Here is a 26,065-nt window from a genome sequence, read left to right as displayed (position 1 = left end):
GAACATACCTCCGTACACCTTCCGTGGCTCTGGTAAGGAGAGGCCCCCATGCTGATGGCGCACCCCGCGGTACTGAAGGACCTGGTCGAGCGGTACGAGACGCTGCGGACCCTGTATGCGCAGGAGGCTTCGGCCGAGGTGGGGCGGCGCATCGAGGACGTCACCTACACCCTGTGCGTGTCCACGGGGACCCGCGACATCGAGGCCGCTCTGGCCGCGGCGCACCGCCGGATGAGCGGCGCCCGTACCGAGGGCGACTTCGCGCTCGCCGGCTGAACCGGTCCCGCCGGCTCGTCATGGACGTCGTGTCTCTGCCCACCCTCTCCGGCCTGGATGCCGTCACCTCACTGGTGGCCGACCGGCAGGACCTCTACGTGCGCTGGTCGCGGGGGCCCGAGTGGGACCTCACCAGCGTCTCCAGCACGGATGACCTGACCGGTATCCAGCTACCGGGCCTGTCCGCCAGCGCATTGGGCGTCGAGGAGTGGTGGGGGAGGCGTCCCGCTCGCGTATGGGTCGCCCGACGTCTGTACGACTACTGCCACCTGCCGGCGGTGAAGGACCCCGCCACCCGGCCGTGGGTCCTGCGCGGCCGGGAGGTGGGCCGGGGCCCGGACAACGAACCGCTGGTCGTCGACGTGGAGCCGCTCGCCTGGATCACCGACGACGTCGTCACCGAAGCCGTGGACATCATCAGGCATTTGCCCGGCCGTTGGGGACCCCTGGACCGCGACATCGCGAACTAGGAGTCCCCCACAGTCCCCAGCGGCCGGGGACGTCACTCCTCGGTCTGCTGGACGAGGGCCGAGTGCGCGAACTGAAGTGCATCCGCCGCGGCCAGCGCGGTCAGCCCCCCGGTGACCGTGCGCGTGGCCCGGGGCCAGATCCCCTTGGCGCCGGTGAAGGTGGTCACGATCCACACGCTCAGGCAGAACGGGCAGCTGAGCAGCTCGCCGATGGTCTGCCGACCGGGTTCCTCGCTCGGGGTCTCGTTCAGCTCGCCGGGTGCCCCGGCCCCGTCCACCTCGGTGAAGGGGGCGCGCAGCGGCCGGGTGACCGTCGCCTTGCCGATCAGCCGGCTGAGCCGGAACGTCGCCGCCGCGGTGAGCAGGACGTCCCAGGGCTCGGGGGAGACCGGCAGCGGCCGTCCCCGGCGCCGCAGCAGGACGGCCCAGCCGGCTGTGTATCCGCCCCACGCCACCAGAGCACCCAGATGGCCGCTGTGGGACCGCAGACCCTCGATTTTTCCCATCGAACGCCGCCTACTTCCGCCCGGTGGGCAACTCGATCGTGAAAACGCGGGCCATGTGACACGCGCACATGCCGTGTACCCGGTTCGATTCCCCACACGCCCCTCCTGGGAGGTGACCCCCACGGTATGCGCACGGGTGAGAGCCAACTGAGTTATCCGTGGGGCGAAGTCTTCGTTTCGGTCACTTTCCGTAGTACACCTGTAGGCCGGGCGTAGGACCCGTCTCGGTGGGTACTGACGCCTGCGCCAAAGCACCCAGGCGGCAGATCCGACCAAAGGAAGCATCCATGGGGACTTCAACCGAGTCCGTCGCGCCGGTCCCGGTCAAGGGCCGTACGCGCGGACAGGTGCTGGTTTCGTGGCTGACCACCACGGACCACAAGAAGATCGGTCATCTCTATCTGATCGCGTCCTTCGGGTTCTTCCTGATCGGCGGGGTCATGGCGCTGGTGCTGCGCGCGGAGCTGGCCCGCCCCGGCTTGCAGATCGTTTCCAGTGAGCAGTACAACCAGGTGTTCACCCTGCACGGCACGATCATGCTGCTCTTCTTCGCGACCCCGACCTTCGCGGGGTTCGCCAACGCGATCATGCCTTTGCAGATCGGCGCACCCGATGTGGCGTTCCCACGGCTGAACATGCTCGCGTTCTGGCTGTTTCTTTTCGGCGGGCTGATCGTCGTGGGCAGCCTGCTCACCTCGGAGGGAGCCGCCGACTTCGGCTGGACCGCCTATACGCCGCTCAGCGGCGGTGAGCGCACCCCGTTCGTGGGCGGCGATATGTGGATCATGGGTCTGGCGCTCTCCGGATTCGGGACGATCCTCGGGTCGGTCAACTTCGTGACGACCATCATCTGTATGCGGATGCCCGGCATGACCATGTTCCGGATGCCGATCTTCACCTGGAACGTCCTGCTGACCTCGGTGCTCGTCCTGTTCGCCTTCCCCGTGCTCGCGGCGGCGCTCCTGGTGCTGGAGGCCGACCGGCGTTTCGGCGCACAAGTGTTCAACGCGGAGAACGGCGGTGCCGTCCTGTGGCAGCACCTGTTCTGGTTCTTCGGGCATCCGGAGGTCTACATCATCGCGCTGCCGTTCTTCGGCATCATCACCGAGATCATCCCGGTGTTCTCCCGCAAACCCATTTTCGGCTACATCGGACTGGTCGGCGCCACCGTCTCGATCGCCGGGCTCTCCGTGACCGTGTGGGCCCACCACATGTTCGCCACCCAGGCCGTACTTCTGCCGTTCTTCTCCTTCATGACCTTCCTGATCGCCGTTCCCACCGGAGTGAAGTTCTTCAACTGGATCGGCACCATGTGGAACGGATCGCTGTCATTCGAGACACCGATGCTGTGGTCCATCGGATTCCTCGTCACGTTCCTCTTCGGCGGCCTCACCGGCATCATCCTGGCCTCCCCGCCGATGGACTTCCACGTCACCGACTCGTACTTCGTCGTGGCCCATTTCCACTACGTGGTCTTCGGCACGGTCGTCTTCGCCACCTTCGCCGGTTTCTACTTCTGGTGGCCGAAATTCACGGGCAAACTCCTCGACGAACGGCTCGGGAAGATTCACTTCTGGACCCTGTTCGTCGGCTTCCACCTCACCTTCCTCGTGCAGCACTGGCTCGGCGCGGAAGGAATGCCACGCCGCTACGCCGACTATCTGGCCGCCGACGGCTTCACCGCGCTCAACACGCTCTCCTCGATCGGCGCGTTCCTGCTCGGCGCCTCCACGCTTCCGTTCTTCTACAACGTGTGGAAGACGGCGAAATACGCGCCGCGCGTCATGATGGACGACCCGTGGGGATTCGGCCGGTCCCTGGAGTGGGCCACGTCCTGTCCGCCGCCGCGGCACAACTTCTCCACCCTGCCCCGGGTCCGCTCCGAGTCCCCCGCCTTCGACCTGCACCATCCGGAGATCACCGCCCTGGACCCGGCGCGCCACACCGGGCGCGACATCATCGACGACGACGCCGCCGTCCAGCACCCGGCCGGCCCGGGCCCCACCGAGTAAGGGGTGGAAACACGCCGTTGACGGGAGTCCGCGCCGACTCCCGTCGCGGGCGGACATGGAGCGCGGCCTCGGGGGTACTTCGCCCACTCGCCCACGACGAGGAGGGCCGGAGTGACTTTCAACCCGCTCGAACACCGCGGCATCCCGCTGGACCGTCAGCTACGCAGTTGGCGTGAGCTGGACGTCAAGCCGATCGACCCCGACCACTGCGACCCGTACACCCGCTGCCGCATCATCACCATGAACGGCATCGAGGTCGAAGCGATCATGTTCAGCCACCAACTGGCCCGCAACACGGTGGACCCGGAGGTGAAGCGGCAGCTGGCCGGGACCCGTTACATCGAGGCGCAGCAGCAGAAGGTCGTCAACTGGCTGCTGCCGGGCGTGTCCTCGGTGCTGGAGACGACCATCGCCTACGAGCAGGTGGCGGTCGACCTGACGGCGTGGGTGGCACGGATGGAACCCGACCCGTATCTGCGCCAGGCGTACCAGTTCGGTGTGCTGGAGGACTTCGACCATCTGTACCGGTACGCCAACCTGTACGAGATGATCGAGCACCGCAAGGCGGAAGCGATCGTGGACGGTCTGACCGAGGTCATGCCCGGCAGGCCGACGCGGTTCCACCACCGCGACCCGTACGACAACGTCCGCGACCCCTATGTCAAGGACGAGACGAACCCGCTGTCGAAGCTGCACGCGCTGACGATCATGTCCGCGGAGCAGCAGACGATGAACTTCTACATGAACACCGGCCCCACCTACATGGAGCCGATCGCGCGGCAGCTCTACCAGGAGATCGGACTCATCGAGGAGGAGCACGTCACGCACTACGAGTCGCTCGTCGATCCGGGCGAGACGTGGTGGGAGCAGTTGGTCAACCACGAGTACAACGAGTGCTACCTCTACTACTCGTTCATGGAGCAGGAGAGCGACCCCAGGGTCAAGGCGATCTGGGAGCTGCATCTCAACATGGAGCTGGAGCATCTGCACATCGCCTGCGACCTGATGCGCCGGCACGACGGCCGCGACCCCGAGTCGGTGCTGGCACCCGAGCTGCCGAACGTCCTGACCTTCGAGCCGAACAAGGCCTATCTGCGTGAGCTGCTGGACACCCAGATGGACCTGACGACACTGGGCGCGGGATATGTGCGCGAGGCCCACGAGCGGTTCGAGCAGATGCAGGAGCGCGTCCACGGCGGCGAGGCGCCCCCGAGCGATCGCGTCATGGTCGAGCACGACGCGATGTTCGGCCGCGAGTACCGCCTCCGGACCGAGGGCGAGCACCCCGACCCCTCCCAGCGCGAGAAGTGAGGCACCGCGGATGAGTGAGCTCACCACCCCGCACGCGGGAGACGACCACGCACCCGACACCGACGTGGTGTCGTTGCTGATGCGTCAGCACGGCGACATTCGCCATCTGTTCGACGAGGTCGAAGCCGGCAAGGGAGAAGAGCGCCGCGAAGCGTTCCGCCGACTGGTGCGTCTGCTCGCGGTGCACGAGACGGCGGAGGAGGAGGTCGTCCACCCCTTCCTCCGGGGCGCGATCGTCGGCGGCAAGCAGATCGTGGAGGACCGGCTCGCCGAGGAGAAGGCGGCCAAGGAGGTGCTGTCGGCCCTGGACGACCACGACACCGACGACCCGAAGTTCATGCCGCGGCTCCTGAAGCTGCGCAAGGACGTCCAGGAACACGCACGCGCGGAGGAGCGCTACGAGTTCACCCACCTCCGCCGCAGCACCGACGTCACCCAGCTGGCCGCGATGGCCAAGGCGGTCAAGGCCGCCGAGGCCCTGGCGCCCACCCGGCCCCACCCCGGGGTGGAGTCACGCGGGGCCAACCTGGCCCTGGGGCCCGTCGCCGCGTTGATGGACCGCACCAAGGACGCCGTCCGCAAGGCCATGGGCAAGGACGGCTGAACCGCCCGTTCGGCACAGCGGCCGTGTCGCTGCCGGTGGTGAGGGGCGGCGAAGCGGAGCATGGGGCCCCTGACCGGAGACCTGAGGTCAAGGGGCCCCTGGCGGCCGGATTACGTCCGATTGCGTCCCCTGGACCGGTTCGCGAGCCTGGAGAAGTGTTGACGACTGCGCCGCCCCCGCGCGTTCCCGAGCCGGTCGCCCTCCCGGTCTTGACCATGCGGTGGAAGCGGCTCGCGATGGCGCACTGGCGGTACGAGGCCGACGCCGTCCAGCGCCTGCTGCCGGCCGGACTGCTCGTGGACCGCTTCGAGGACCGCGCCTGGGTCAGTCTGACGCCGTTCACGATGGCGTCCGTGCGCGGCCTCGGGGTCGTGCCGCTGCCTCCCTCCGCCTTCCCCGAGACCAACCTGCGGACGTACGTACGGCTGCCGGACGGGCGCAGCGGGCTGTGGTTCTTCTCCCTCGACGTCACCGCCCCCCACATGCTGGCGGCGCGGGCGATCGGCGTGCCCTACCGGCTCGCGACGCTGACGGTGCGGGAACAGGGCGCCGACACGCTCTACACCGGTCGCCGCCGGGGCACGCGGGGCGTCGGATACCGGCTGCGCACCGGTGCGGGCGAGCCCGTCGGGGAGCTCTCCCCGCTCGACGAGTGGCTCACCTCGCGGTGGGGCGCCTTCTCCCGGCGCGCGGGCCGGTTGTGGCTCACCCCGGTGCACCATGAACCCTGGATGCTGCGGCACGGGACGCTCAGGGAGCTGCGCCAGACGCTGACCGCTGCCGCCGGCCTTCCCGACCCGGGTCCCGTCGCGCTCGTGCACCTGTCCCCGGGGGTGGGGCCCGTCCGCCTCGGCCCTCCCCGCCCGGTGTCCTGACGGCGACGGTCAGGCGAGCAGGCGTACGGCGCCCTGGAAGAGCCGGGGGAACCGGGCGGCCGCCGGGGTGACCAGGGGCGCCAGGCGGGGCTGGTTCCTGACCCACAGGAGGGAGTGGGTCAGGAGACGGTAGCTGCGGGACAGGCGGCACCAGGCGTGTTCGTACGCCTGCGGGCGGCCCTCGTGCAGGCAGCGTACGAGGGCGTCCGCCGCCGTCAGCGCCAGCGTCAGCCCCTCGCCCGTCAACGCGTCAACGTACCCCGCGGCGTCCCCCACGAACAGCACACGGCCCGCCACCCGGGAACGAGCCCGCTGGAGCAGCGGCCCGGCGCCCCTGACCGCTGTCCTGTCGGCCGTGAGGAGGCGCTCGGCCAGGAGGGGGAAGTGGGCCAGCTGCTCGTCGTAGGGCAGTTGGCGCGAGGTGAGGATGGCGACGCCGACCTGCCGGGGGCCGAGCGGGGTGACGTAGGCCTCGCAGTCGGCGGACCAGTACACCTCGACCACATCGGCCCACGGCTCGACGGTGTAGTGGCGCCGCAGACCGTACCGGAGGGTGCCCCGCCGGGCGGGCGGGCGGACGGTCAGGCCGAGCGCCCGGCGGGTGGGGGAGTGCAGTCCGTCGGCCGCCACGAGGTAGCGGGCGGTGATGCCGTCGGCCGTCACATACGTGTCGGACTGGGTCACCCGGCGGACGCGGTGCGGGATGACGGGAACGCCGAGCTCGGCGGCCCGGGCGCTGAGCGCCTCGTGCAGCACGGTCCGGCGGATGCCGAGTCCGGGGCTTGAGGGGAATCGCGCCTCGGCGTGCCGGCCTCCGGTGGCGTCGAGGTAGCGGATGCCGTGGAGGGGCCTGCCGGGCGCACGCACGCCGAGGGTGTGCAGCGCGTCCACCCCTGACGGCATCAAGCCCTCGCCGCACGCCTTGTCGACGGGCGAGGGACGCGGCTCGGCCACCACGACGTCGAAGCCGCGTCGCACGGCGTGGATGGCGGCGGCAAGCCCTGCCGGGCCGCCGCCGACGATCAGGAGGTCGATCACGACGCTGCACCGGGGCCGGGCAGAGCACGCGACGGCGCCAGCGCCGCACTCTCACAGCGGATGCGCACGGTCAGCAGCACGGCGTTCAGCACGGTGAAGGCCAGGGCGGTCAGCCAGGCGGTGTGCACCAGGGGCAGTGCGACGCCTTCGACGACGACGGCCACGTAGTTGGGGTGCCGCAGATACCGGTAGGGGCCCGAGGAGATCAGCGCGAGACCGGGGACGATCAGTACACGGGTGTGCCAGCGGGGGCCGAGCGCGGCGATGCACCACCAGCGCAGCGCCTGCGCGGCCAGCGCGAGGGCGAGAGCGGGCAGGCCGAGCCAGGGCAGGAACGGCCGGTCCGCCGCCCAGGGCTCCACGAGGCAGCCGAGGAGGAACAGCGTGTGCAGCCCGACCATCACCGGATAGTGCCCGCGGCCGTACTCCCGGCCGCCCCGGGCCCGGCTCCAGGCGCCGTTGCGGCGCGCCACGGCCAGCTCGGCGAACCGCTCGGCGACGACCAGCAGGATCAGTACGGTGTACGGCGTCACAGGAGACTCACCAGCCCGGAAGGACGCGTTCGGGGACGTGGTCTTCGGTGATCTCGTGCTGCACGGTGCGGTGCGGCGGGAAGACCGTACTCACCGCAAGGACGCGGGTCATTGCTCCAACATAGGGACAGCACGGCGCCGGTGCCCTCAACCCGGCGCTCGTGGGCGCGCCGTCGCCTAGCGTGGTGCGATGCCCTCCACCACCGATGAAGGAAACTCCCGCCTCGTCGGCCCGGCCGCGCCGGGGCCCGCGGAACACTCGGTCGGCGCAGGCCTTCTGAGGGCGTGTCATCCGCTGCCGACCGTGGGGGTGACGCTTCTCGCGGCGCTGCTGGCCGCCGCGTTCGGGTCGGACTCCGCCTCCGGGGCCCGGGCGGTCGCCGCGGTCGCCGCGGGGCAGTTGTCGGTCGGCTGGTGCAACGACCGGCTGGACCTGCGGCGTGACCGGGCCGCCGCCCGTCGGGACAAGCCCCTGGTCACGGGGGCCGTACGGCCGGCCACGGTGGGCAGGGCGGCCTGGGCCGCCCTGCTGGTGTGCGTCGCCCTGTCGCTGGCCTGCGGACTTCTGGCCGGGGCGGTGCACCTCGTCTGTGTCGGCGCCGCGTGGACCTACAACCTGTGGCTCAAACGGACCGCCCTGTCCTGGCTTCCGTACGCTCTCGCCTTCGGCCTGCTCCCGGCCTTCCTGACGCTGACTCTGCCGGGCCGCCCCTGGCCACCGCTGTGGCTCACGGTCGCGGCGGCGCTCCTCGGCACCAGCGCCCACTTCGCCAACGTGCTGCCCGATATGGAGGACGACATCGAGGGCGGGGTGCGCGGGCTGCCGCAGCGGATCGGCCGCCGTGGAGCGGTGGCGGCCGCCGCGGTCCTGGCCCTGGCGTCCTGTGTGGTGCTGACGGTGGGGCCGACCGGCCGGGTGGCTCCGGTGGGAGCGGGCGCCATCGCGGTGACCCTCGCGCTCTGCCTCGTGGCGGTGGCCGGGCCGTCCGCTCTGGCACACGGCCGGGTGCCGTTCGTCGTCGTCCTGGCCATGGCCGGGGTCGACGCGGCCCTGTTGGTGCTGGCGGGAGGCGGGCCGCTCACCGGACCGGCCTGGCCGTGACCGCGACCGGCCGTGGGGACCGCCACCGGTGACGGCGGACGGTCCGGACCGGGCGTCGGGCGCCCCGGTCCGGACCGTCAACCGCCGTACGTCACGGCCGGGCGAGCAGCTCCAGTGTGTCGATCACACGGTGGGAGAAGCCCCACTCGTTGTCGTACCAGGCGACCACCTTGATGTGGCGGCCGTCCACGCGGGTGAGGGCCGAGTCGAAGATCGAGGAGGCCGGGTTGCCGGTGATGTCCGACGACACCAGCGGGTCGTCCGAGTACTCCAGCACGCCCGCCAGCGGCCCCTCGGCCGCCGCGCGGTAGGCGGCCAGCACGTCCTCGCGCGTCACGTCACGGGCGACGGTCGTGTTCAGCTCGACGATCGAACCCACCGGGACCGGCACCCGGATCGAGTCGCCCGACAGCTTGCCGTCGAGGTTGGGCAGGACATGGCCGATCGCCTTGGCCGCACCCGTCGTGGTCGGCACGATGTTGACCCCGGCGGCGCGGGCGCGGCGGGGGTCGCGGTGCGGGCCGTCCTGGAGGTTCTGCTCCTGGGTGTACGCGTGCACGGTCGTCATGAACCCGTGCTCGATCCCGGCGAGTTCGTCGAGTACCGAGGCAAGCGGGGCGAGCGCGTTCGTGGTGCAGGAGGCGTTGGAGACGATCGTGTGCGTCTCGGGGTCGTACGCGTCGGTGTTGACGCCGAACGCGAGGGTGACGTCGGCCCCTTCGGACGGCGCGCTGACCAGGACCTTCCTCGCGCCCGCGTCCAGGTGCGCCCGGGCGGTCTTGGCGGAGGTGAAGCGGCCCGTCGCCTCCAGTACGAGGTCCACGTTCAGCTCGGCCCACGGCAGGGAGGCGGGCTCGCGCTCGGCCAACACCTTGATGCGGCGGCCGTCGACGACGAGCGTGTCCCCGTCCACGGTCACCGGGCGGCCGAGCCGGCCGGACGTCGAGTCGAAGGCGAGCAGCCGCGCGAGGGCGGCGGGCTCGGTGAGGTCGTTGACGGCGACGACCTCCAGATCACTGTCGCGTTCGAGCAGCGCGCGCAGCACGTTGCGTCCGATACGGCCGAATCCGTTGATGGCGATACGAGTCATGAGTGATGTCCGTCCCTTCGGTTCGCCCCCAGCCTCGCTCGGCAGGGACGGCGGTGGCAGTGGCGTGAGCGCCATGGTTCGCAAGGATCCCGCCATCGCGCGGTGGGGAGAGCCCAGTGGGTCCGCGAGGCCAGGCGTCCTACTGCCCGCGGGTGAAGGTCCGCCGGTACTCGGTGGGCGTGGTGCCGAGCACGCGCTGGAAGTGCAGCCGCAGATTCGCGCCCGTCCCCAGTCCCACGTCCGTCGCGATCTGCTCGACGCCCCGCTCCGAACGCTCCAGCAGCTCACGCGCCCTGTCGATACGGGCACGCATGACCCACTGCATCGGCGTGTACCCGGTGTCCTCGGCGAAGCGCCGCGAGAACGTCCGCGCCGACACCGCCGCGTGCCGGGCCAGCGCCTCCAGGGTGAGGGGTTCGTCCAGGTGGCGCAGCGCCCACTCCCGGGTGGCGGCGAACCGCTCGCCCAGCGGCTCGGGCACACTGCGCGGCACGTACTGTGCCTGCCCGCCGCTGCGGTACGGGGCCGCGACCAGGCGCCGGGCCGCGTGGTTGGACGCGGCCACACCGAGGTCGCCGCGCAGGATGTGCAGGCACAGGTCGATCCCGGAGGCGGCACCCGCCGAGGTGAGCACCCTGCCCTCGTCCACGAACAGCACGTTCTCGTCGACCCGTACCCGCGGGTGCTTCTCGGCGAGGGCCCGGGTGTAGTGCCAGTGCGTGGTGGCGCGCCTGCCGTCGAGCAGTCCGGTGGCGGCGAGCGCGAAGGCTCCCGTGGAGATCGCGGCGAGCCGCGCGCCCCGGCTGTGGGCGGCGACCAGCGCGTCGAGGACGTCCCGCGGCGGGTCCGCACGGCCCGGGAACCGGTAGCCGGGGACAAAGACGAGATCGGCCCACGCGAGCGCGTCGAGGCCGTGGGCGACGGAGTAGGACAGCCCGTCGCCGCCGGTCACGAGTCCGGGCGCGGCCCCGCACACCCGCACTTCGTACGGCATGCTGGCGCGGGTCGTGAACACCTGCGCGGGAATGCCGACATCGAGCGGCTTGGCGCCTTCGAGCACGAGGACGGCGACGCGCCGCAGCGGGGAGGAGGGTGGCACGGGACAAGCGTACGAGGGTGGTCGCCACCGGCCGTCCCTCGCGTCCCTCGGCGCGACAACCGCGCGCGGATGGCGCAGATGGCCCGAAGGGCTTGCGGGGGCGCGTGGAAGCGCGGGTTGTCCCGGCGCCGTTGACGGGAGCGCGCGGTGCGCACCCCGCGCCCCTCTCGCATGCACCCCGCGCCCCCTGACGCGTGGTCGCGCCGCTCAGGGGCGGCGCCAGTCGTCGCCGGTGAGGTGGGAGCCGGCCATCGGGCCCATCCGGAGCATGCCGCCGTCGACGCTGTAGGACGCGCCGGTGACGTACGAGGCGTCGGGCCCGGCGAGGAAGGCGATGACGGCGGCGACCTCCCGGGCGTCGCCGGGGCGGCCGAGCGGAACGCCGGGGCGGTGCGTGGCGTGCACGTCCGCGTCCTCCTGGCCGGTCATCGGGGTGGCGATCTCGCCCGGGGCGACCGCGTTCACCGTGATGCCGTGCTCGGCCAGTTCGAGGGCCATGGTCTGGGTGAGCAGCCCGAGGCCGCCCTTGGCTGCGCAGTAGGGGGCGGCCCCCACCCGTGGCTGGTGCTCGTGCACCGAGGTCACGTTGATGATCCGGCCCCCGTCACCCTGCTCGATCATCCGCCGGGCGGCCTTCTGCCCGCACAGGAACGGGCCCACCAGGTCCACGTCCAGGACGCGGCGCAGATCGTGCTCGCTGAGGTCGAGGAACGGCGTGGCCGTGCCCGTGCCGGCGTTGTTCACCAGGACGTCCAGGCGGCCGAGTCGCGCGCACAGGTCGTCCATCGTGTCGAGGGCGTCCGGCAGCCGGGTGAGGTCCATGCGGCCCACCACCGCCCGGCGGCCGGTGGCGCGGACCTCGTCGGCGGTCTCCTGGGCGCCCGTCTCGTCGCTGTGCCAGGTGATGGCGACGTCCAGACCCGCCTCGGCCAGACGGACGGCGGTGGCGCGGCCGATCCCGGAGTCGGATCCGGTGACCAGGGCGGCCTTGGGCGCGGGCGAAGTGGGGGCGGACATGCGGATCTCCTCGTGGTCGTGCTGCGGCCTCACTTCTCACGTGACGCAACGCTGTACCCGGCAGGCATACGGGGCAAACGCGGCACCCTGCCGAAGGGCGAGGCCGAGGCCGTCCCACCTCGGCGCGGCGCCCCGGGCGGCGTACCGCACCATCCGGGGCGAAGCGCTTTTTAGGAGACTCACACGGTCAGATGCGCGATGTCCCGCGGGTCGAGGCCGGTCAGCTGCGCGATGCGCGAAGCCGGTACGCCCGCGGTCAGGGCCCGGTGGACGAGTGCCTCCCAGTCCTCGGTCGTCTCGCGGAACTCCAGCAGCTCGGTCTCCAGTTCCGTCACGGACTGGGGCGCGCACTCCTGCTGGACCCGTACGGTCTCCTCCTCGCTCAGCGGAACCGGCAGGCGTTCGGCCTCCTCCGGGATGAACGCCTCCGACCCGGCCGGCAGGATCCGGACGTGCTCGGAGGAGGCGGAGACCCCGTGGGCCTGGAGCCAGCCGTGGACGGCCGGCGTCTGTGAGCACTCGAGCTCTCCGACGGCGGCCAGGGCCGCCCCCAGCCGGGGGTGACGCTCGGGAAGGAGGAAGAGGTAGGCGTCGTCGGCCATCGCGGGCAATCGCTTTCTCTAACGGACACAACCTCGCACGATGCTAACGCCCCACGGTGTCCGCCTCTTTACCGCCAGGGTGTTCACCGGGTGGGCGCGGCGCAGTGGGGGAGGGAGGGGCGGTCCTTCGTACGGACGGCGGGCAGCCACGCGGTCGCGGGCCGCGCCGCGGCGGTCCCGGTGCCCGGCAGACGGACCCGGAACCAGAGGGTGGAGGTCAGGTCCTCCTCGTCGATGACCGGCAGCCCCTGCGGCAACTGGCATTCCGCGTCCAGGACGTCGCCGTGCCACACCCGGGTGGGCACGACGTTGTCGGCGGTGTAGGGGCGCAGGGGGTCGATCGCGAGGCCGAGGCTGCACTGGCGTTCGCGGTCCGCGCGGTCCTGGCAGCCCCGCTCGGCGTTGAACACCCTGACGCGGGCGGGCCCTTGGTCGGAGCCGCTGCCGCCCGCCGCGTACGCCCAGAGTGCGGCGCCCGCCGCCGCGCAGCCGGTGACGGCGAGCAGGACGGCCCGGCGCAGACGGCGCCGGACGCGGGAGCGGCGGGGGAGTGCGGCGCGGGGGCTCCGGGTGCCGTCCTCGACGGTATGGGCGCGGATGCGTTCGAGGAGGCTTTCGGCGGTGTGGGGAGCGCGGTCCGCGTGGGTGGGGGCCAGGCAGTCGGCGGCGAGGTCCCGCCAGAACTCCGGGAGTGCGCCGTCCATCCGTAACGCCGCGCGACCCTCCGCGTACTCCTGTACGGCCGCACCGCGCGCGGTCGGGGTGGCGCCGGGGAAGGGGTAGGCGCCCTGGGCGAACACCTCGTGGATGATGATGCCGAGCGCCCAGATGTCGGCGCTGGGACGCATCTGGATGCCGCGCTCCGCGAGCGGTTCGCGCCACCGTTCGGGCGGCAGGTAGTCCAGGGTGCCCATCGGGGCCGTCCAGCCGTGGGTGCCGGTGAGCTCGATGGCGAACCCGAAGTCCGACAGGCGCACTTCGCCGTCCCGGCCGATGAGGATGTTCTCGGGCTTGAGGTCGGCGTGCACCCAGCCGCCGCGGTGCATCTGTTCCAGGCCCTCGCAGATGCCCGTGACGAGCCGGGCGCCCTCGGCCTCCGTGACCGGGGCCGCGAGCAGTTCGCGCAGACTGCACCGGGCCCGCTCCATGACGAGGACGATCGCCCCGTCGAGGGACGGCCGTTCGGGGGCGCTGAGGACCACGGAGTCCAGGAGCCGGACGAGCCGGGGACGGCCCGCCTCACGGCCCAGTTCCAGTTCCCGTCGGGCGGCCTCGGCCACGCTGCGCGCCTGGCGGGGCGCGAGTCCGGCGGTCGGCATGACCTTGAGGGCGACCTCGTGGTCCGCCGGCTCGCCCGTGGCCTGTTCCCCACCGTTCCCGGCGCGGGTGCCGGGCCCGTCCGCGGTCTGCCCGGCGTAGACCGTGGCCCAGGCGCCCGCACCGATGGGCTCGCCGACGATCCAGGAGCCGATCCGGTGGCCCGCCGGCAGGAGTTCCGGCTCACCGCTGTCCGCCGGAAGCGCCCTGCTCCGCACCATCACCGCGTCCTACCGTCCGCGCTCGGCGGGCTCGGTGCGCGGGGGTAACAGGGCGAGGTGCTCCTCCCGTACGATCCCGAACTTCAGGGCGAGGGCGACGACGGCCTCGCGCTTGCCGTTGCGGCGGCCCGCGCGGTCGGCGCCCTCGGGGGCCGTGGTCGCGGCGATGCGCAGCTTCTCGTCGGCGAGGTAGTCGATGTGCGAACTGACCGCGCGGGCCGTCAGACCCGCGCCGGACCCATGACCGGCGAGCCGTTCGACGATCTGCGGGGTGGTCGGCACGGCCACCGGTGACCGGTCGCGCAGCCAGGGCTCGCAGAGCGCGACAAGCACCAGGAAGTACGTGGCGCTCTCGTCCAGGGAGTACGCGGTGAGCGTCCGGCTCTCCCAGGAGCCGCCGCCGAGCGCGTGCGGGTCCAGATAGACGTGGTCGGGCGCGAACACCTGGAAGGAGAGCGGGGTTTCACGGCGGGACGGCAGGACCACCCGGGCGAACTCGAAGGGGATGGGGGCCCCGACGCGGCGCGGGGGCACACGCAGGTACTCGCCCGCGCCTTCCGGGTTCTCCACCAGATAGCCGTGGGTGGCGCTGAGGTTGCTCAGCTGCCAGTGGTCGTCCGTCGCCCGGATCTCCCCCGCGAGGCGGGACACCGACTCGTCGGCGAGGCGGAGTTCGACGGGTGTACGGGCCGAACCGCGCCCGAAGCGGACGCGCTCCCCGGGGCCCAGCCGCAAGGTCACCGCGTCGTCGCCGCCCTCCTCCGGCAGATGGATGACTATCCCGCTCACCGCTCCCCCGTCCCGCGTGCCGACCGTCCCCGTTGTCCGACACAGGGAACGTTACCGTCTGTCCACGGCGTTTCACCGCGTGGCTTGCGCCACTTCGGGGCGCTTCCGTCACGGGCCGGAACGATCAGGGGGGTGATAGGGGGAGGGTGGTCGCGGACGACGTCAGGGAGCGATGAGGGGAGTGCCGAAGGCGGTCCAGGGACGCCAGCCGCCGCTCGGCCGCTCCTGGACGCGGGTGCGCATCCGGCCGTCCTCGGTGACCGCGAACAGGTGCAGCCGGCCGGTCGCGTCGGCCGCCGCGGACGGGGTGGCGGCGAGCGCGAGTCCGGCCTCGGCGATGTCCGCGCCGGTGGCCCAGGCGCCGCCGGGGGAGAGCTGCCAGCGGTGGGTGAGACGCTCGCCGCCGGGGGCGAGGGCGAGGCATTCGAGGCGGCCGTCGGCGCCGGGGACCAGCAGCGGAGCCGCCGCCGACCAGCCGGACAGCGCCTGCCAGTCGTCCCAGCCGCCGCTGGGGACCGACTGGCGCCGCTGGAAGGCCGCCACGCCGGACGGGGCGATCGCGGCGACGGTCATCCTGCCGCTCCCGTCGCGGCCCACCCGCGGGGCCGCGCCGGCCGCCGTACCGAAGCGGTCCCACGGGGACCAGTCGCCGCCCGGTGTCCGCTGCCAGCGGTGCAGGATCGCCGTGCCGCCGCGCGTGAGCGCGAAGACCTCCAGGCGTCCGTCGGCGTTGACGCCGACGACGGGCGGCGCTCCGACGGGCCCGCCGAACCCCGCGTCCCAGGGATCCCAGGTCCGGGCGCCGGGCGACGTCTGGCGGCGGCGGGCGATCAGGACACCGCCCGGGCTCGGGGCGAACACCTCCAGCCTGCCGTCGGCGCCGAGGGCCACGGCGGGCGCGGCGCCGGCCGGCCCGCCGAACTCCTCCCACTCCTCCCAGTCGCCGTCGGAGCGCTGCACCCTGTGGTGCAGGTCGGCGCCGCCCGGGGCGAGCGAGAACACCTCGAGGCGGCCGTTGGTGTTCCGGCCGAGCGTGGGCACCGCCCCGGCCGGCCCGCCGAACAGCTCCCATGCCGACCAGCTGTCGGTGTCCGGGTCGAGCTGGACGCGTCGCAGCATCGAGCGGTCGGCCGCGTCGAGGGCGAACACCGTCAAACGGCCGCGTACGTCGAGCGCGGCCACCGGACGGTCCGGGCTCGACCACACCGGCGGTGTGTCCTGCCAGGCCAGCGGCGCGATGCGCAATCCGTGGCGGAACCATCCCGCCGCACTCGCGTACCAGTCCCGCCCGTCGGTGACCGGTTCGACGGCGTGGCCGGGGACGTGGCCCGCGTATCCGTCGAGGGTGAAGCGCGCGGGGTCACGGGAGGCCAGCACGTCGGTTCCCTCGTAACCGCCGCGCGGCCCGATGAACAGGTAGAACCAGCCGTCGCGTTCGACGACGAACGGCGATTCGGTGACCGACACGCCCTGGGCGGCGGTGCTGTCGTCGGTGAACGCGGTGGCGGACGCGCTCCAGTGCAGCAGGTCGGCCGAGCGGCACAGGCAGACGAGGTGGTGGCCGTCGGCGGAGAGCTCGGTGTAGTACATGACCCAGTCGCCGCCGATCCGCACCACCATGGGGTCGCGGGCCGCCCGGCCCCGGAACAGCGGTCCCGACGGCACGCGGGTCCAGCTGAACAGGTCGGTGGAGGTGGCCAGGTTGATGGCGGCGCCGGCGCTGCCGCCCGCGGCGTAGAACATCCAGTAGGTGCCCGCGGCCTCGATGACGTGCGGTGCCCACAGGTGCTGTTCGCCGTAGTAGCCGGGATCGACGGTCAGGGCGTCGGGGTGGCTGGTCCACGGGCCGTGGAGCTCGGGCGCGGAGGCATGGGCGAAGGCGGTCTCGGCGCCGCTGTCCGGGGCCTCGCCGGGCGCCGCGCTGTCGCCGACTATGGCGAACAGGTGCCAGCGGCCGTCCTTGCGGATCAGGGTGTGGTCGTTGAGGTAGCGGCGCCGGCCGGGTGTGGACGGGTCGTGGACGGGGACGAAGGGGCCGGCGTCGATCCACTGGTGGGGCGGGACGTCGGCGGGGACGGCGGAGGCGGAGGGGGTGGTACGGGCCGCGAGCGGGAGCACGAGGGCTCCCGCTCCGGCCGTACGCAGCAGGCCCCGCCTGCTGATCGGATCCATGGCTCTTCTCCGGGGGGACCGTTCGGGCGGTCAGTTGACGGCGGGTCCGGGACCGGTGTTGAGCCAGGCCCACTCGGACCAGGTCGACACACCGGTCTGCCACTTGTGATGGACGCCGGCGTGGCTTGTTCCGAACACCTCGATGCGACCGTCGGCGTTGGTGGCCGCGGTGACTTCCGTACCGCCGCCGCCGAACGTGTCCCACTGGCCGTACGGGGCGTTCACCCCGGTCTGCCACAGGTGCTGCGCGACGCTGCCGTTGATGGCGAAGACCTCCACCCGGCCGTCGGGTGAACGTTCGCTGCTGATCTGGGAGTCGGCGGGGCCGCCGGTGGACTCCCACCCCGACCAACTGGCCCGGTCGGTCTGGTACTTGTGGAACACTCCGGCGGGTCCGGAGGCGAAGACCTCCAGGCGTCCGTCCTGGTTGTGGTCCACGGTCAGGTCGTGACCGCCCCCGCCGAAGTCCTCCCAGCCGGACCAGCCACCGCTGACGGCCGTCTGGTACTGGTGCTGGAACACGTCCCCGTTGATCGCGAAGACTTCCAGGCGCCCGTCGGAGGACTTCTCCATCTCGATCCTGCTGTTGGCCGGGCCGCCTCCCGCGGACTCCCACTCCGACCAGCCGCTGTTCGGGGCGTTCTGGTACTTGTGGAACACCCCGGCCGGCCCGGACGCGAAGACCTCCAGACGTCCGTCGCCGTTGGCGCCGACCGCGATGTCCCGGCCGCCGCCGCCGAAGGTCTCCCAGCCCGACCAGCCGCCCGAGGGCGAGAGCTGGTAGCGGTGCTGGAAGACGTCACCGTTGATCGCGAACATCTCCAGGCGGCCGTCGGCGTTCGACCCGATGGCCAGTTCCGCGCCACCGGGCCCGCCCAGCGGCTCCCACTCGGACCAGGCGCCGTTGACGCCTGTCTGCCAGGCGTGGTGGACGCCGTCGGCTCCGGCCGCGAAGACCTCAAGGCGGCCGTCCGCCGAACGGGCCGACACCACCCGCCCCGACTCCGCCGGATACACCAGCGGGCTCGGCCCGGGCTCGTGGTGGCCCAGCCGGTCCACCGCGGCCCGCGCCTCGCCCATGTGGCGCAGATGCGCGCCCGCGTTGTAGGTGGACCACTGCCGCCAGTCGGTGCCCTCGGAGGAGATCCGGAAGGCCGCGTTGGCGTTGCACTGGGGGTCGAACGCGCAGGTGTCGTCCACCTCCCGGTGCCAGTGGTCGTTGATCTGCCACAGGCCCCGGTCGGTGGAGGGGGGCTGGTTGTTCTGGACGTTGGTCGCCGTCGGGTCGCAGCTGGACTCGGCGAGGGCGACCGCGATGGCGGTCACCAGGCTCTCCCCGCGGAAACCGGCGTTGTAGCCGACCTGGGCGCACAGATCGCTCGGCGCGGCGTACGCGGGCGAGGCGCCCACCAGGACGCCCGCCCCGAGCAGGAGCGAGGCGAAGCTCGCCAGGATGGCGCGACGGGGTGCGCGGTGAGCGCGCTGCACGGTTCTCACCTGCTGTCTCCTCAATTGACGGCGGGGCCGGGTGTGGTGTTGAGCCAGGCCCATTCGGACCAGGTCGCGAAGCCCGTCTGCCACTTGTGGTGGACGCCGGCGCGGCTCGTGCCGAAGACCTCGATGCGTCCGTCCGCGTTGGCCACCGCGGTGACCTCCGTACCGCCGCCGCCGAAGGTGTCCCATGGGCTGTACGGGGCGTTCACCCCGGTCTGCCACAGGTGCTGGGCGACGCTGCCGTTGATGGCGAAGACCTCCACCCGGCCGTCGGCGGTCGGCTGGCTGGTCAGCTGTGAGTCGGCGGGACCGCCGGTCGATTCCCACCCGGACCAACTGGCCCGGTCGGTCTGGTACTTGTGGAACACTCCGGCGGGTCCGGAGGCGAAGACCTCCAGGCGTCCGTCCTGGTTGTGGTCCACGGTCAGGTCGTGACCGCCCCCGCCGAAGTCCTCCCAGCCGGACCAGCCGCCGCTGACGGCCGTCTGGTACTGGTGCTGGAAGACATCGCCGTTGAGCGCGAAGGCTTCGAGGCGCCCGTCGGGTGACTTTTCCATCTCCACGCGGCTGTTGGCGGGGCCGCCGCCGGTGTTCTCCCACTCCGACCAGCCGCTGTTCGGCGCGTTCTGGTAGCGGTGGAACACTCCCACGGGTCCGGAGGCGAAGACTTCGAGCCGTCCGTCGCCGTTGGCGCCGACGGCGATGTCGCGGCCGCCGCCGCCGAAGGTCTCCCAGCCGGACCAGCCACCCGAGGGGGAGAGCTGGTAGCGGTGCTGGAAGACGTCGCCGTTGATGGCGAAGACTTCCAGGCGGCCGTCGGCGTTCGACCCGATGGCGAGTTCGGCGCCACCGGGTCCGCCCAGCGGCTCCCACTCGGACCAGGCGCCGTTGACGCCTGTCTGCCAGGCGTGGTGGACGCCGTCGGCTCCGGCCGCGAAGACCTCAAGCCGGCCGTCCGCCGAGCGGGCCGATACCACCCGGCCCGACTCCGCCGGATACTCCAGCGGCTTGGGATGCGGGCCGGTGCCCGGCGTACAGGGCATGTCGATGCCGCGCTCCGCCAGATACGGGACGGGGTCGGTCCCCACGCTCGCGCTCGGGTCCGTCCAGACCCGCAGATGCAGGTGCGGGCCGGTGGCCTCGCCCTCGCTGCCCATGAGGGCGATCTGCTGCCCGGCCACCACGTGGTCGCCCACCTGGACGTCCCGCTCGTACATGTGGCCGTACTCGGTGATGGTGCCGTCGGGGTGCTGGACGCGGATCCACTGGCCGTAGCCCGGCTCGTACCCGGAGATCGTCACGTCGCCGTCGCCGACCGCGTAGATCGGGGTGCCGGTGGCGTTGGCGATGTCGATGCCGTTGTGGCCGGAGCTGTAGTACTGGGAGATGAAGCCGGTCGTCGGGCAGGCGGCGGCGAAGCCGGCGACCCGGGCGGCCGGTCGCGCGCCGGTCTCGGCCGCGCCCGCGGAGGGAGCCGGGGCCAGCAGGCCGAGCAGCAGCGCCGCGACGGTCGCGAGCCCTGGGCGCGCCGCGCGCCGCGCGGATGAGGTGAGCGGCATGGGACGGTCTCCTGTCACGCCTTGCGCAGGCGGTCGATGATGCCGTCGATGTCGCGCTGCATCAGGTCGTGGCGGATGAAGTGGCCGCCGGGTACCTCGTAGGACTCGTGAGGGATCCCCGCCCGGTCCAGCAGACTGCGGAACTCCCGCTGTCCGGCGAGCACCTGGGTCTCGTTGACGGTGTCGAACCAGTTGACCGGGTCCGGGCTGGTGCCGGCGACGAGGAACACCCGCTTGTTGCGGTAGCTCTCGATCCGCTGGACCGGGTTGTCGGCACTCACCCGGGCCTCGTCCCACAGCGGGGCGCCGTAGATGGTGCCGCCACCCAGGTCGAGGGCCGCGGCGGAGACGTTGGCCCAGTGCACGACGAGGCCGCCGTCACGGCGCAGACTGGCGGGTCCGGAGTGGGCGCTGACGGACGCGAAGTGGCCGTAGTACTTGGCGGCGTACTTCAGCGCGCCGAAGCCGCCCATGGAGAACCCGGCCACGGCCCGGCCGTCGTACTCGGCGAACGTACGGAAGTTGGCCTCGACCCAGGGAAGCAGTTGACCGATGTGGAAGTGCTCCCAGTTGCGGGGGCCGACGTTGGAGCTGACGGGGTTGGAGTACCAGCCGGCGTGGCCGCCGTCGGGCATGACGACGATGATCGGCTTCCCGGCGGTCCACTGGCGGACGCCCTCGCGGTCGAAGGTGATGAAGTCCTGGTCCGTTCCGCCGCCGTGGAAGAGGTAGAGGACCGGGTAGGTACGGCCGCTCCAGTGGTAGTCGTCGGGCAGCAGCACGTTGACAGCCGGGTTCCAGCCGATGGCTTCGGTCTGGAAGCGGAAGTACCACATCCTCGGGTCGCTCTCGTTGCGGTCCACGATGTGCAGCCCGAAGCCGTCGTCGGCCGCGGCGGCCGTCGTGGCCGCCGCGAGCACGCCTCCGGCGCCGAGCGCCATGGCGGCGGTGATCCCGCCGGCGGACTTGAGGATGCTCCTGCGGGTGGGGTGGTGCGCGGTCAACGGGACCTCCTGGGGGAAGCGCGGCGGCGGTGGGGACCGACCGCTGTGTGACAGGCGCTTCGGAGGGTAGTGACGCGCACCGCGCGCGGAGAATCGGGAAGGTTACGGACTGACAGGAGCGGCTCGTCCGGGGTAGGGCGGCAGGTCCGCACCCGTTCGGGGCGTGTCAGCGGGTCAGAGGTCTTCTCCCGACAGCAGCGGCTCGAAGGACCGGTAGGCGGCGTAGTTCCTGAAGTGCCGGGTGTAGACCTCGGAGCCGTCGGCGAGGTCGGTCTCCCCGACCTCGCTGACGTCCACCACGTGGAGCAGTCTCCAGGAGACGGTGTCGCCGAGCTCGTTCTGGTAGCTCGTCTCCAGGCGCCTGCCGTGGGCCAGCGCCTTGTCCCGGGCCTCGCCCTCGTCCCGCGCCCGCAGCAGGACGAAGTTCTCCTGGTAGAGCGGAGCCTGGCCGTCGGCCGTGGTCGACGCCTCGCACAGCAGGACGGCGACGTAAAGGCTCCACGCTCCGCTCATCTTCCGCCTACTTCTTGAACCGGTTGTCGTTCAACAGCTTCCAGGCCGTCTTGCAGGAGCTGTCTCCGCAGTCCTTGATGCGCCCGAGGGAGTCCCCGTAGTGCTGCCCGGGGAACACCTGCCGGATGGAGGCCTTGCGGCAGCGCGAGATGAAGTTGTTGGCGATCTCCCCGAGGTTGTCGTTGGCGGCGCAGGCGTCCGCCGCGGTGACCGGCGTACTCGTCACGGCGGTCGCCGTGGAAGGGACGCCGCCCAGCAAGGCGACCGCGAAGACGGCCGCCGCGGCCACCGCCCGGGAGACTCCCCGGCGCACCCGTACCTGCCCGCCGGCCGATGTCAGCATCCGACCATCTTCGCGTACGCGATCCACACTTCACCCTTGTTGTTGAGGCTGACGTCGCCGCCGGTCTTGTGCAGGTAGGTGTACTTGCCCCGGTATTTCCGCAACTCGCCGAACTGCGACTCCAGCGTCATATACGGCGAGTCGAGCTTCCAGTCCCCGGAGAACTTCGCGTACACACCGTCCGTCCCGTCCGTACCGCTCGCCCAGCACGCCCGCCCGCCCGAGTACAGGACCAGATTGCCGTCGTACTGCATCTCCAGCCGGTAGCCCCCGTTGCGCAGGCACTGTCCGGGGAGCAGCCGGTCGTTGAACGCCGTGCCGACGCCGCGGCAGTCGGCGGCCCGGACGGTCGGGGCGGCCGCGGCGGGCGCGGGGGCGGCGGACACGGGCCATGCGGACGAGGTGGCCGTCGCCAGGAGACCCGCGAAGGCGAGGACACAAGTACGGGAGAGGTTCCGCATGCGGTGCCGGTGCTGCATGGAGTGCCTTTCTGTTCTCTGCGCGCTCGGGGCCCGCGTGCAGACGCGGTAGCGCACGGGGAGTGACCGTCAAGCTACTTCACGTGACCATGCGGCACCAGTCCCGCCCGTGTACTCCCTTTGGCTGATCCTGGGCAGGCATGGCACTATGCCCCGGTCGGCCGGGGCCTCGACGGGGTCCCGGCGCCCGTGAGCGAGGGGAGCGGACATGGCCGGGAGCAGGCCCGAGCCCTTGTCGGAGGCGGCGATCGAAGCCGCCCTGCGGCACGTGCCCGGCTGGCGCCGAACAGGCGAGCAGATCACCCGGACCTTCGCGATCCGCTACCACGGGGGAGTCGCGCTGATCGTCCATGTCGCGGACGTCGAGCGCCTGATCGGCCATCACGCGGACATCGATCTGCGCTGGGACTCGGTGCGGTTCACCATCACCACGCGCGACGCCGGCCACCGGCTCACCGCGGCCGACTTCAACCTCGCCGCCCGCATCGACTCCATCGCCGCCGCGCACGAGGCGGAGCCCCTCGACGACTGAGGGGGCGTGCTGCGGGGCGCGGACGCCGGGCGTCGCCCCCGCAAGCCGTCACTGCTCCGTGCGCGCCTCCCCGTCGAGTGCCGTCAGCCGCTCGCGGCAGGCCGCCGCCGCGATGTCCGCGCCGAGTTGCTCGTAGAGGGCGAGCGCCTCGGCGTACGCCGCCCGGGCCTCATCGGGGCGGGGCAGGACGCCGCCCAGGGCGCACAGGATGTCGGCGAGGCCCCGGCGGGAGCCCACGCGCTTGAAGGCGGCGCGCGCCTCGTCGTAGGCGGCGCGCGCCCGGTCCGGGCGGCCGTCGGCGCGTTCGGTGTCGCCGAGCGCGCGCAGCGTGAAGCCCAGGCCGCCCGCGTTGCCCAGCTCGCGGTGGACGGCGGCGGAGCGGGACAGCGTCTCACGGGCCTGCGCGTAGTGGCCCCGCAGACGCTGCACGTCGCCGAGCCCGCGCAGCATGTCGGCCTCCCCGCGCCGGTCGCCGATGCGGCGGGACAGGTCACGGGCCCGCACGAAGAGGTCGGCGGCCTCGTCGTGGCGGCCGTCGACGCGCGCCACATGCCCCAGTCCCCGCAGCGCCTGCGCCTGCCCGCGCAGGTCGCCGATCTCCTCGTACGTCACCAGAGCGGCGCGGTAGCCCTCGTACGCCTCCACGCCCCGGCCCCGGTTGCGCGCGATGTCGGCCAGGCCCCGCAGCGCCTGTGCCTCGCCCCGGCGGTCGGTGAGCGCGGAGTACAGCTCACGGGCCTGGCGGAACGCGTCGGTGGCCGTGTCGTAACGGCCCTGCGAGACACTGACGTTGGCCAGACCCCAGAGCGCGTCGGCACGGCCCGCCCGGTCGTCCAGCTCCTCGTAGCCGCGCAGCGCGCCGGTGAAGAGCTCGCGGGCGTCGTCGTAGTGGCTGCGGGCGCGTTCGGTCTCGGCGAGGCCCCACAGGGCGTCCGCCTGACCCCGCCGGTCGTCGAGAGCCTCGTACAACTCGTGAGCGGCCCGGTAGTTGTCCCGCGCGGCCACCAGATCGCCGCGGGTGCGTTCCGTGTCGGCCAGGCCTCGCAGGGCGTCGGCCAGGCTGGGCCGGTCGTGGTCAGCCATGGCGGCGTCCCTCATGGTGACCCAGATCCGGGCGAGTTCGGTGGTGGCGCCGAGCCCGCCCAGGACGGAGTGCGCCAGCGCGGCGAGACGCCGGGCGTGCGGAGAACGGCGTTCCACGGCGGCCACCGTCACCGCGATCAGATTGCCGCGCTCGGCCTCCAGCCAGGCCCGTGCGGCACCCGGCTCGCCCGTTCCGGTGACCAGCGACTCCCGCGCCGCCTCGCCTCGGCTCGCCTGGTGGGTGAAGAGCCGGTCGAGGACCTCGTCCCAGCGCTCCTGCGGCTCCCGCGCCACAGCCAGACTCCGGGCGTACGCGAGGAACAGGTCGTGGAAGCCGAAGCGCCCCCGGCCGTGGCGCTGCAACAGATGTCTCTCCGCCAGGTCGGCCATACGACGGCGGCACTCGCGCACCGCCATCCCGGTCATCGCCGCGCACGCCTCCACCTCCAGTTCGGAACCCGGATGCATGGCCAGTACCCGCAACAGGCCCGCCTGCACCGGGTCCGCCGCCTCCAGTGCCTGCCAGGACACCGCGAACGCCGCGCCCACCCGCCGGTCGGCGTCCGGCACCTCAAGGAGCGGCGAGTCCGTCTCCCGCATGGCCAGCAGCAGTTCCTCCGGCTCCTCGAAGCGCAGCCGGGCGGCGACCGCCTGCACGGCCAGCGGCAGGAATCCGCAGGCCCGGCAGATCTCCTCCAGAGCGGGATCGGCCGCCTCCTCGCTGGCCAGTCCGGCGCCCGACGCCAGCAGCCGTACCGCTTCGTCGGCGGGCAGCACGTCGAGCGCGGTGAGCGTGATGCGGTCGGGGTCGTGGAGCGCGATCCGGCTGGTGATCAGGACGAGACTGCTGTCGTCGCCGGGAAGCAGGCAGGACACCTGGTCGAGCGATGCCGCGTTGTCGAGCAGCAGCAGACCGCGCCTGCCGTGCAGCCAGTTCCGCCACAGCGCGGCCTTCGCGTCCAGTGTCGGCGCGTCGTCGCCGCGGATGCCCGCCCAGGTCAGCAGCGCCTCCATCGCGGCCTGCGCGTCGAGCGGCGCACGGTCGGGGGTGTGGCCGTACAGGTCGAGTTCGAACTGCGCGTCGGGGAAGTCGGCGGCGAGCTGGTGGGCCAGGTGCCGGGCCAGGGCGGACTTGCCGACCCCCGGCATCCCGACGATGGCGTGCACCAGCTCCGGCCGCCCCGTGATGCTCCCGGCGACCAGCTCGGGCAGCCGCCGGCGCTCCGCGACCCGGTCCACGATCTGGCGGGGCGGCGCCTTGAGGGTGGTGCGCACCGCCCCCGCCGGCCCCTGGGCGGAGGACAGCCGGGCCGACCCGGCCGGACGCTCCGGATCCAGCGCGCGCACCAGCGGGTCCTGGCCGGTCAGTTCCCGCACCGCTTCACGGAACCCGGGGTCCGCGAGCAGCGCCCGGACCGGAACGGCCGTCAGCCGCCGCCCCTCGTAAGGCCGGTCGCTCCAGGCGACGACACCCAGCAGCGCGCCGCTCTTGTGGACGACCGCGCTGCCGGACATGCCCGACCACTGGTCCCAGCCGGCCGGCCAGGCGGTCGACACGTCGATGGCGTAACGGTCGCTGCGCGTGTACGTGAGCGGGTCCAGCACACCGCGTACCGTCTCGGTCTCCGTGCCGTCGCCCGTGCTGCGTGCCGCGGCGGCCGACATACCGGTCACGGCGACGGCGACCGGTTCGGTCCCGGTCACCTCGGCCCAGCGCGGCTCGGGAACGCCGAGGGGTTCGGGGAAGCCGTCGGCGCCGACGCGCAGCAGTGCCGCGTCGAGCCCGGCGTCCCCCTGCCAGAGGACGGTGCACGGCACGGGGTCGGTGAGGCGCACGGCCCCTCGCCCTCCGACGACGGCCCTGACGGTGATGTCGGGCCGGTGCCGGCCGTCGGGGAACGCCACCCCGTGGCGGGAGGTGAGGACCAGCGCGGGCGCGAGCAGGCGCCCGGACGAGAACTCCTTGCGCCCCTCGGCGTCGGCCGGGCCTGCGGTGACCGCCACGAGCCCCGGGTGCAACGGCC

Annotated in this window: 25 protein-coding genes; 8 read left to right on the top strand and 17 right to left on the bottom strand. The window is 72.3% G+C overall.

What is annotated here, in order from left to right; all coding sequences use genetic code 11:
• Positions 1–48 precede the first annotated feature (48 nt).
• Together ABZ404_RS09405 and ABZ404_RS09400 are read left to right on the top strand one after the other, a co-directional pair.
• Positions 49–276, top strand: a complete 228-nt coding sequence (locus ABZ404_RS09405; protein WP_358831614.1) for a DUF5133 domain-containing protein — start codon at positions 49–51, stop codon at positions 274–276.
• A gap of 20 nt (positions 277–296) precedes the next feature.
• Positions 297–746: a DUF6098 family protein gene (locus tag ABZ404_RS09400; protein WP_358831615.1), complete on the top strand. Its 450-nt coding sequence runs from the start codon at positions 297–299 to the stop codon at positions 744–746.
• A 32-nt stretch (positions 747–778) separates the two neighbouring features.
• On the opposite strand, the gene ABZ404_RS09395 is transcribed toward ABZ404_RS09400, so the two are convergent.
• Positions 779–1,252: a DUF1360 domain-containing protein gene (locus tag ABZ404_RS09395; RefSeq protein ID WP_358831616.1), complete on the bottom strand. Its 474-nt coding sequence runs from the start codon at positions 1,250–1,252 to the stop codon at positions 779–781.
• 287 nt (positions 1,253–1,539) lie between these two features.
• Between ABZ404_RS09395 and ctaD the strand changes: the two genes are divergently transcribed.
• From ctaD to ABZ404_RS09375, 4 genes are all read left to right on the top strand, one after another.
• The gene (gene ctaD / locus ABZ404_RS09390; protein WP_358831617.1) at positions 1,540–3,264 is read left to right on the top strand and encodes a cytochrome c oxidase subunit I; all 1,725 of its coding nucleotides are present in this window, start codon (positions 1,540–1,542) and stop codon (positions 3,262–3,264) included.
• 111 nt (positions 3,265–3,375) lie between these two features.
• Positions 3,376–4,575, top strand: coding sequence for a hypothetical protein (locus ABZ404_RS09385; RefSeq protein WP_358831618.1), 1,200 nt, complete (start codon positions 3,376–3,378; stop codon positions 4,573–4,575).
• Between the two features lie 10 nt (positions 4,576–4,585).
• Positions 4,586–5,179: a hemerythrin domain-containing protein gene (locus ABZ404_RS09380; RefSeq protein ID WP_358831619.1), complete on the top strand. Its 594-nt coding sequence runs from the start codon at positions 4,586–4,588 to the stop codon at positions 5,177–5,179.
• Positions 5,180–5,334: 155 nt separating this feature from the next.
• Positions 5,335–6,054, top strand: coding sequence for a DUF2071 domain-containing protein (locus tag ABZ404_RS09375; protein ID WP_358831620.1), 720 nt, complete (start codon positions 5,335–5,337; stop codon positions 6,052–6,054).
• Positions 6,055–6,063: 9 nt separating this feature from the next.
• Here the strand turns inward: ABZ404_RS09375 and ABZ404_RS09370 are convergent, their stop codons facing one another.
• Together ABZ404_RS09370 and ABZ404_RS09365 are read right to left on the bottom strand one after the other, a co-directional pair.
• Positions 6,064–7,092, bottom strand: coding sequence for an NAD(P)/FAD-dependent oxidoreductase (locus tag ABZ404_RS09370; protein WP_358831621.1), 1,029 nt, complete (start codon positions 7,090–7,092; stop codon positions 6,064–6,066).
• Positions 7,089–7,625, bottom strand: a complete 537-nt coding sequence (locus tag ABZ404_RS09365) for an isoprenylcysteine carboxyl methyltransferase family protein (RefSeq protein ID WP_358831622.1) — start codon at positions 7,623–7,625, stop codon at positions 7,089–7,091. The genes ABZ404_RS09370 and ABZ404_RS09365 overlap by 4 nt, the downstream gene beginning before the upstream one ends.
• A 304-nt stretch (positions 7,626–7,929) precedes the next feature.
• Between ABZ404_RS09365 and ABZ404_RS09360 the strand changes: the two genes are divergently transcribed.
• A complete protein-coding gene (locus ABZ404_RS09360) occupies positions 7,930–8,727 on the top strand; it encodes a UbiA family prenyltransferase (protein WP_358831623.1) in 798 nt (265 codons plus the stop codon).
• Between the two features lie 91 nt (positions 8,728–8,818).
• Here ABZ404_RS09360 and gap read toward each other — a convergent pair whose 3' ends face one another.
• From gap to ABZ404_RS09295, 13 genes are all read right to left on the bottom strand, one after another.
• On the bottom strand, positions 8,819–9,817 hold the full coding sequence (gap, locus tag ABZ404_RS09355; protein WP_358837488.1) for a type I glyceraldehyde-3-phosphate dehydrogenase: 999 nt from the start codon (positions 9,815–9,817) through the stop codon (positions 8,819–8,821).
• Between the two features lie 139 nt (positions 9,818–9,956).
• A complete protein-coding gene (locus ABZ404_RS09350; protein ID WP_358837489.1) occupies positions 9,957–10,916 on the bottom strand; it encodes a helix-turn-helix domain-containing protein in 960 nt (319 codons plus the stop codon).
• 207 nt (positions 10,917–11,123) lie between these two features.
• A complete protein-coding gene (locus ABZ404_RS09345) occupies positions 11,124–11,933 on the bottom strand; it encodes an SDR family oxidoreductase (RefSeq protein ID WP_358837490.1) in 810 nt (269 codons plus the stop codon).
• 179 nt (positions 11,934–12,112) lie between these two features.
• Entirely contained in the window at positions 12,113–12,535 is a 423-nt protein-coding gene (locus ABZ404_RS09340; protein WP_358837491.1) for a DUF6003 family protein, read from the bottom strand.
• A gap of 83 nt (positions 12,536–12,618) precedes the next feature.
• Positions 12,619–14,073 (bottom strand): serine/threonine-protein kinase, encoded by a 1,455-nt coding sequence (locus ABZ404_RS09335; protein ID WP_358990305.1) that lies wholly within the window; start codon positions 14,071–14,073, stop codon positions 12,619–12,621.
• A 9-nt stretch (positions 14,074–14,082) separates the two neighbouring features.
• Positions 14,083–14,862, bottom strand: a complete 780-nt coding sequence (locus ABZ404_RS09330) for a serine/threonine protein kinase (protein ID WP_358834989.1) — start codon at positions 14,860–14,862, stop codon at positions 14,083–14,085.
• Between the two features lie 162 nt (positions 14,863–15,024).
• Positions 15,025–17,034, bottom strand: coding sequence for a family 43 glycosylhydrolase (locus tag ABZ404_RS09325; protein WP_358990302.1), 2,010 nt, complete (start codon positions 17,032–17,034; stop codon positions 15,025–15,027).
• A 30-nt stretch (positions 17,035–17,064) separates the two neighbouring features.
• Positions 17,065–18,531 carry a transglycosylase SLT domain-containing protein gene (locus ABZ404_RS09320; RefSeq protein ID WP_358834991.1) on the bottom strand — a complete coding sequence of 489 codons (1,467 nt, stop codon included), beginning with the start codon at positions 18,529–18,531 and terminating at the stop codon, positions 17,065–17,067.
• Positions 18,532–18,542: 11 nt separating this feature from the next.
• Positions 18,543–20,087 (bottom strand): peptidoglycan DD-metalloendopeptidase family protein, encoded by a 1,545-nt coding sequence (locus ABZ404_RS09315; RefSeq protein WP_358834992.1) that lies wholly within the window; start codon positions 20,085–20,087, stop codon positions 18,543–18,545.
• Positions 20,088–20,101: 14 nt separating this feature from the next.
• On the bottom strand, positions 20,102–21,091 hold the full coding sequence (locus ABZ404_RS09310) for an esterase family protein (protein WP_358834993.1): 990 nt from the start codon (positions 21,089–21,091) through the stop codon (positions 20,102–20,104).
• Positions 21,092–21,265: 174 nt separating this feature from the next.
• Positions 21,266–21,604 carry a DUF4288 domain-containing protein gene (locus ABZ404_RS09305; RefSeq protein ID WP_358834994.1) on the bottom strand — a complete coding sequence of 113 codons (339 nt, stop codon included), beginning with the start codon at positions 21,602–21,604 and terminating at the stop codon, positions 21,266–21,268.
• Positions 21,605–21,611: 7 nt separating this feature from the next.
• Positions 21,612–21,947: a hypothetical protein gene (locus ABZ404_RS09300; RefSeq protein WP_358834995.1), complete on the bottom strand. Its 336-nt coding sequence runs from the start codon at positions 21,945–21,947 to the stop codon at positions 21,612–21,614.
• Positions 21,941–22,426, bottom strand: coding sequence for a hypothetical protein (locus ABZ404_RS09295; protein ID WP_358834996.1), 486 nt, complete (start codon positions 22,424–22,426; stop codon positions 21,941–21,943). The genes ABZ404_RS09300 and ABZ404_RS09295 overlap by 7 nt, the downstream gene beginning before the upstream one ends.
• A 208-nt stretch (positions 22,427–22,634) precedes the next feature.
• Here ABZ404_RS09295 and ABZ404_RS09290 point away from each other — a divergent pair, with 208 nt between their 5' ends.
• Entirely contained in the window at positions 22,635–22,958 is a 324-nt protein-coding gene (locus ABZ404_RS09290) for a 4a-hydroxytetrahydrobiopterin dehydratase (RefSeq protein WP_358834997.1), read from the top strand.
• 48 nt (positions 22,959–23,006) lie between these two features.
• Here the strand turns inward: ABZ404_RS09290 and ABZ404_RS09285 are convergent, their stop codons facing one another.
• Positions 23,007–26,045 (bottom strand): tetratricopeptide repeat protein, encoded by a 3,039-nt coding sequence (locus ABZ404_RS09285; RefSeq protein WP_358834998.1) that lies wholly within the window; start codon positions 26,043–26,045, stop codon positions 23,007–23,009.
• Positions 26,046–26,065 lie beyond the last annotated feature (20 nt).

It is taken from the genome of Streptomyces sp. NPDC005878 (genome assembly GCF_040629815.1).
Taxonomy (GTDB): Bacteria; Actinomycetota; Actinomycetes; order Streptomycetales; family Streptomycetaceae; genus Streptomyces.
The sequence above is the reverse complement of the archived record's forward strand: the minus strand, read 5'-3'. Positions and strand labels throughout refer to the sequence as shown.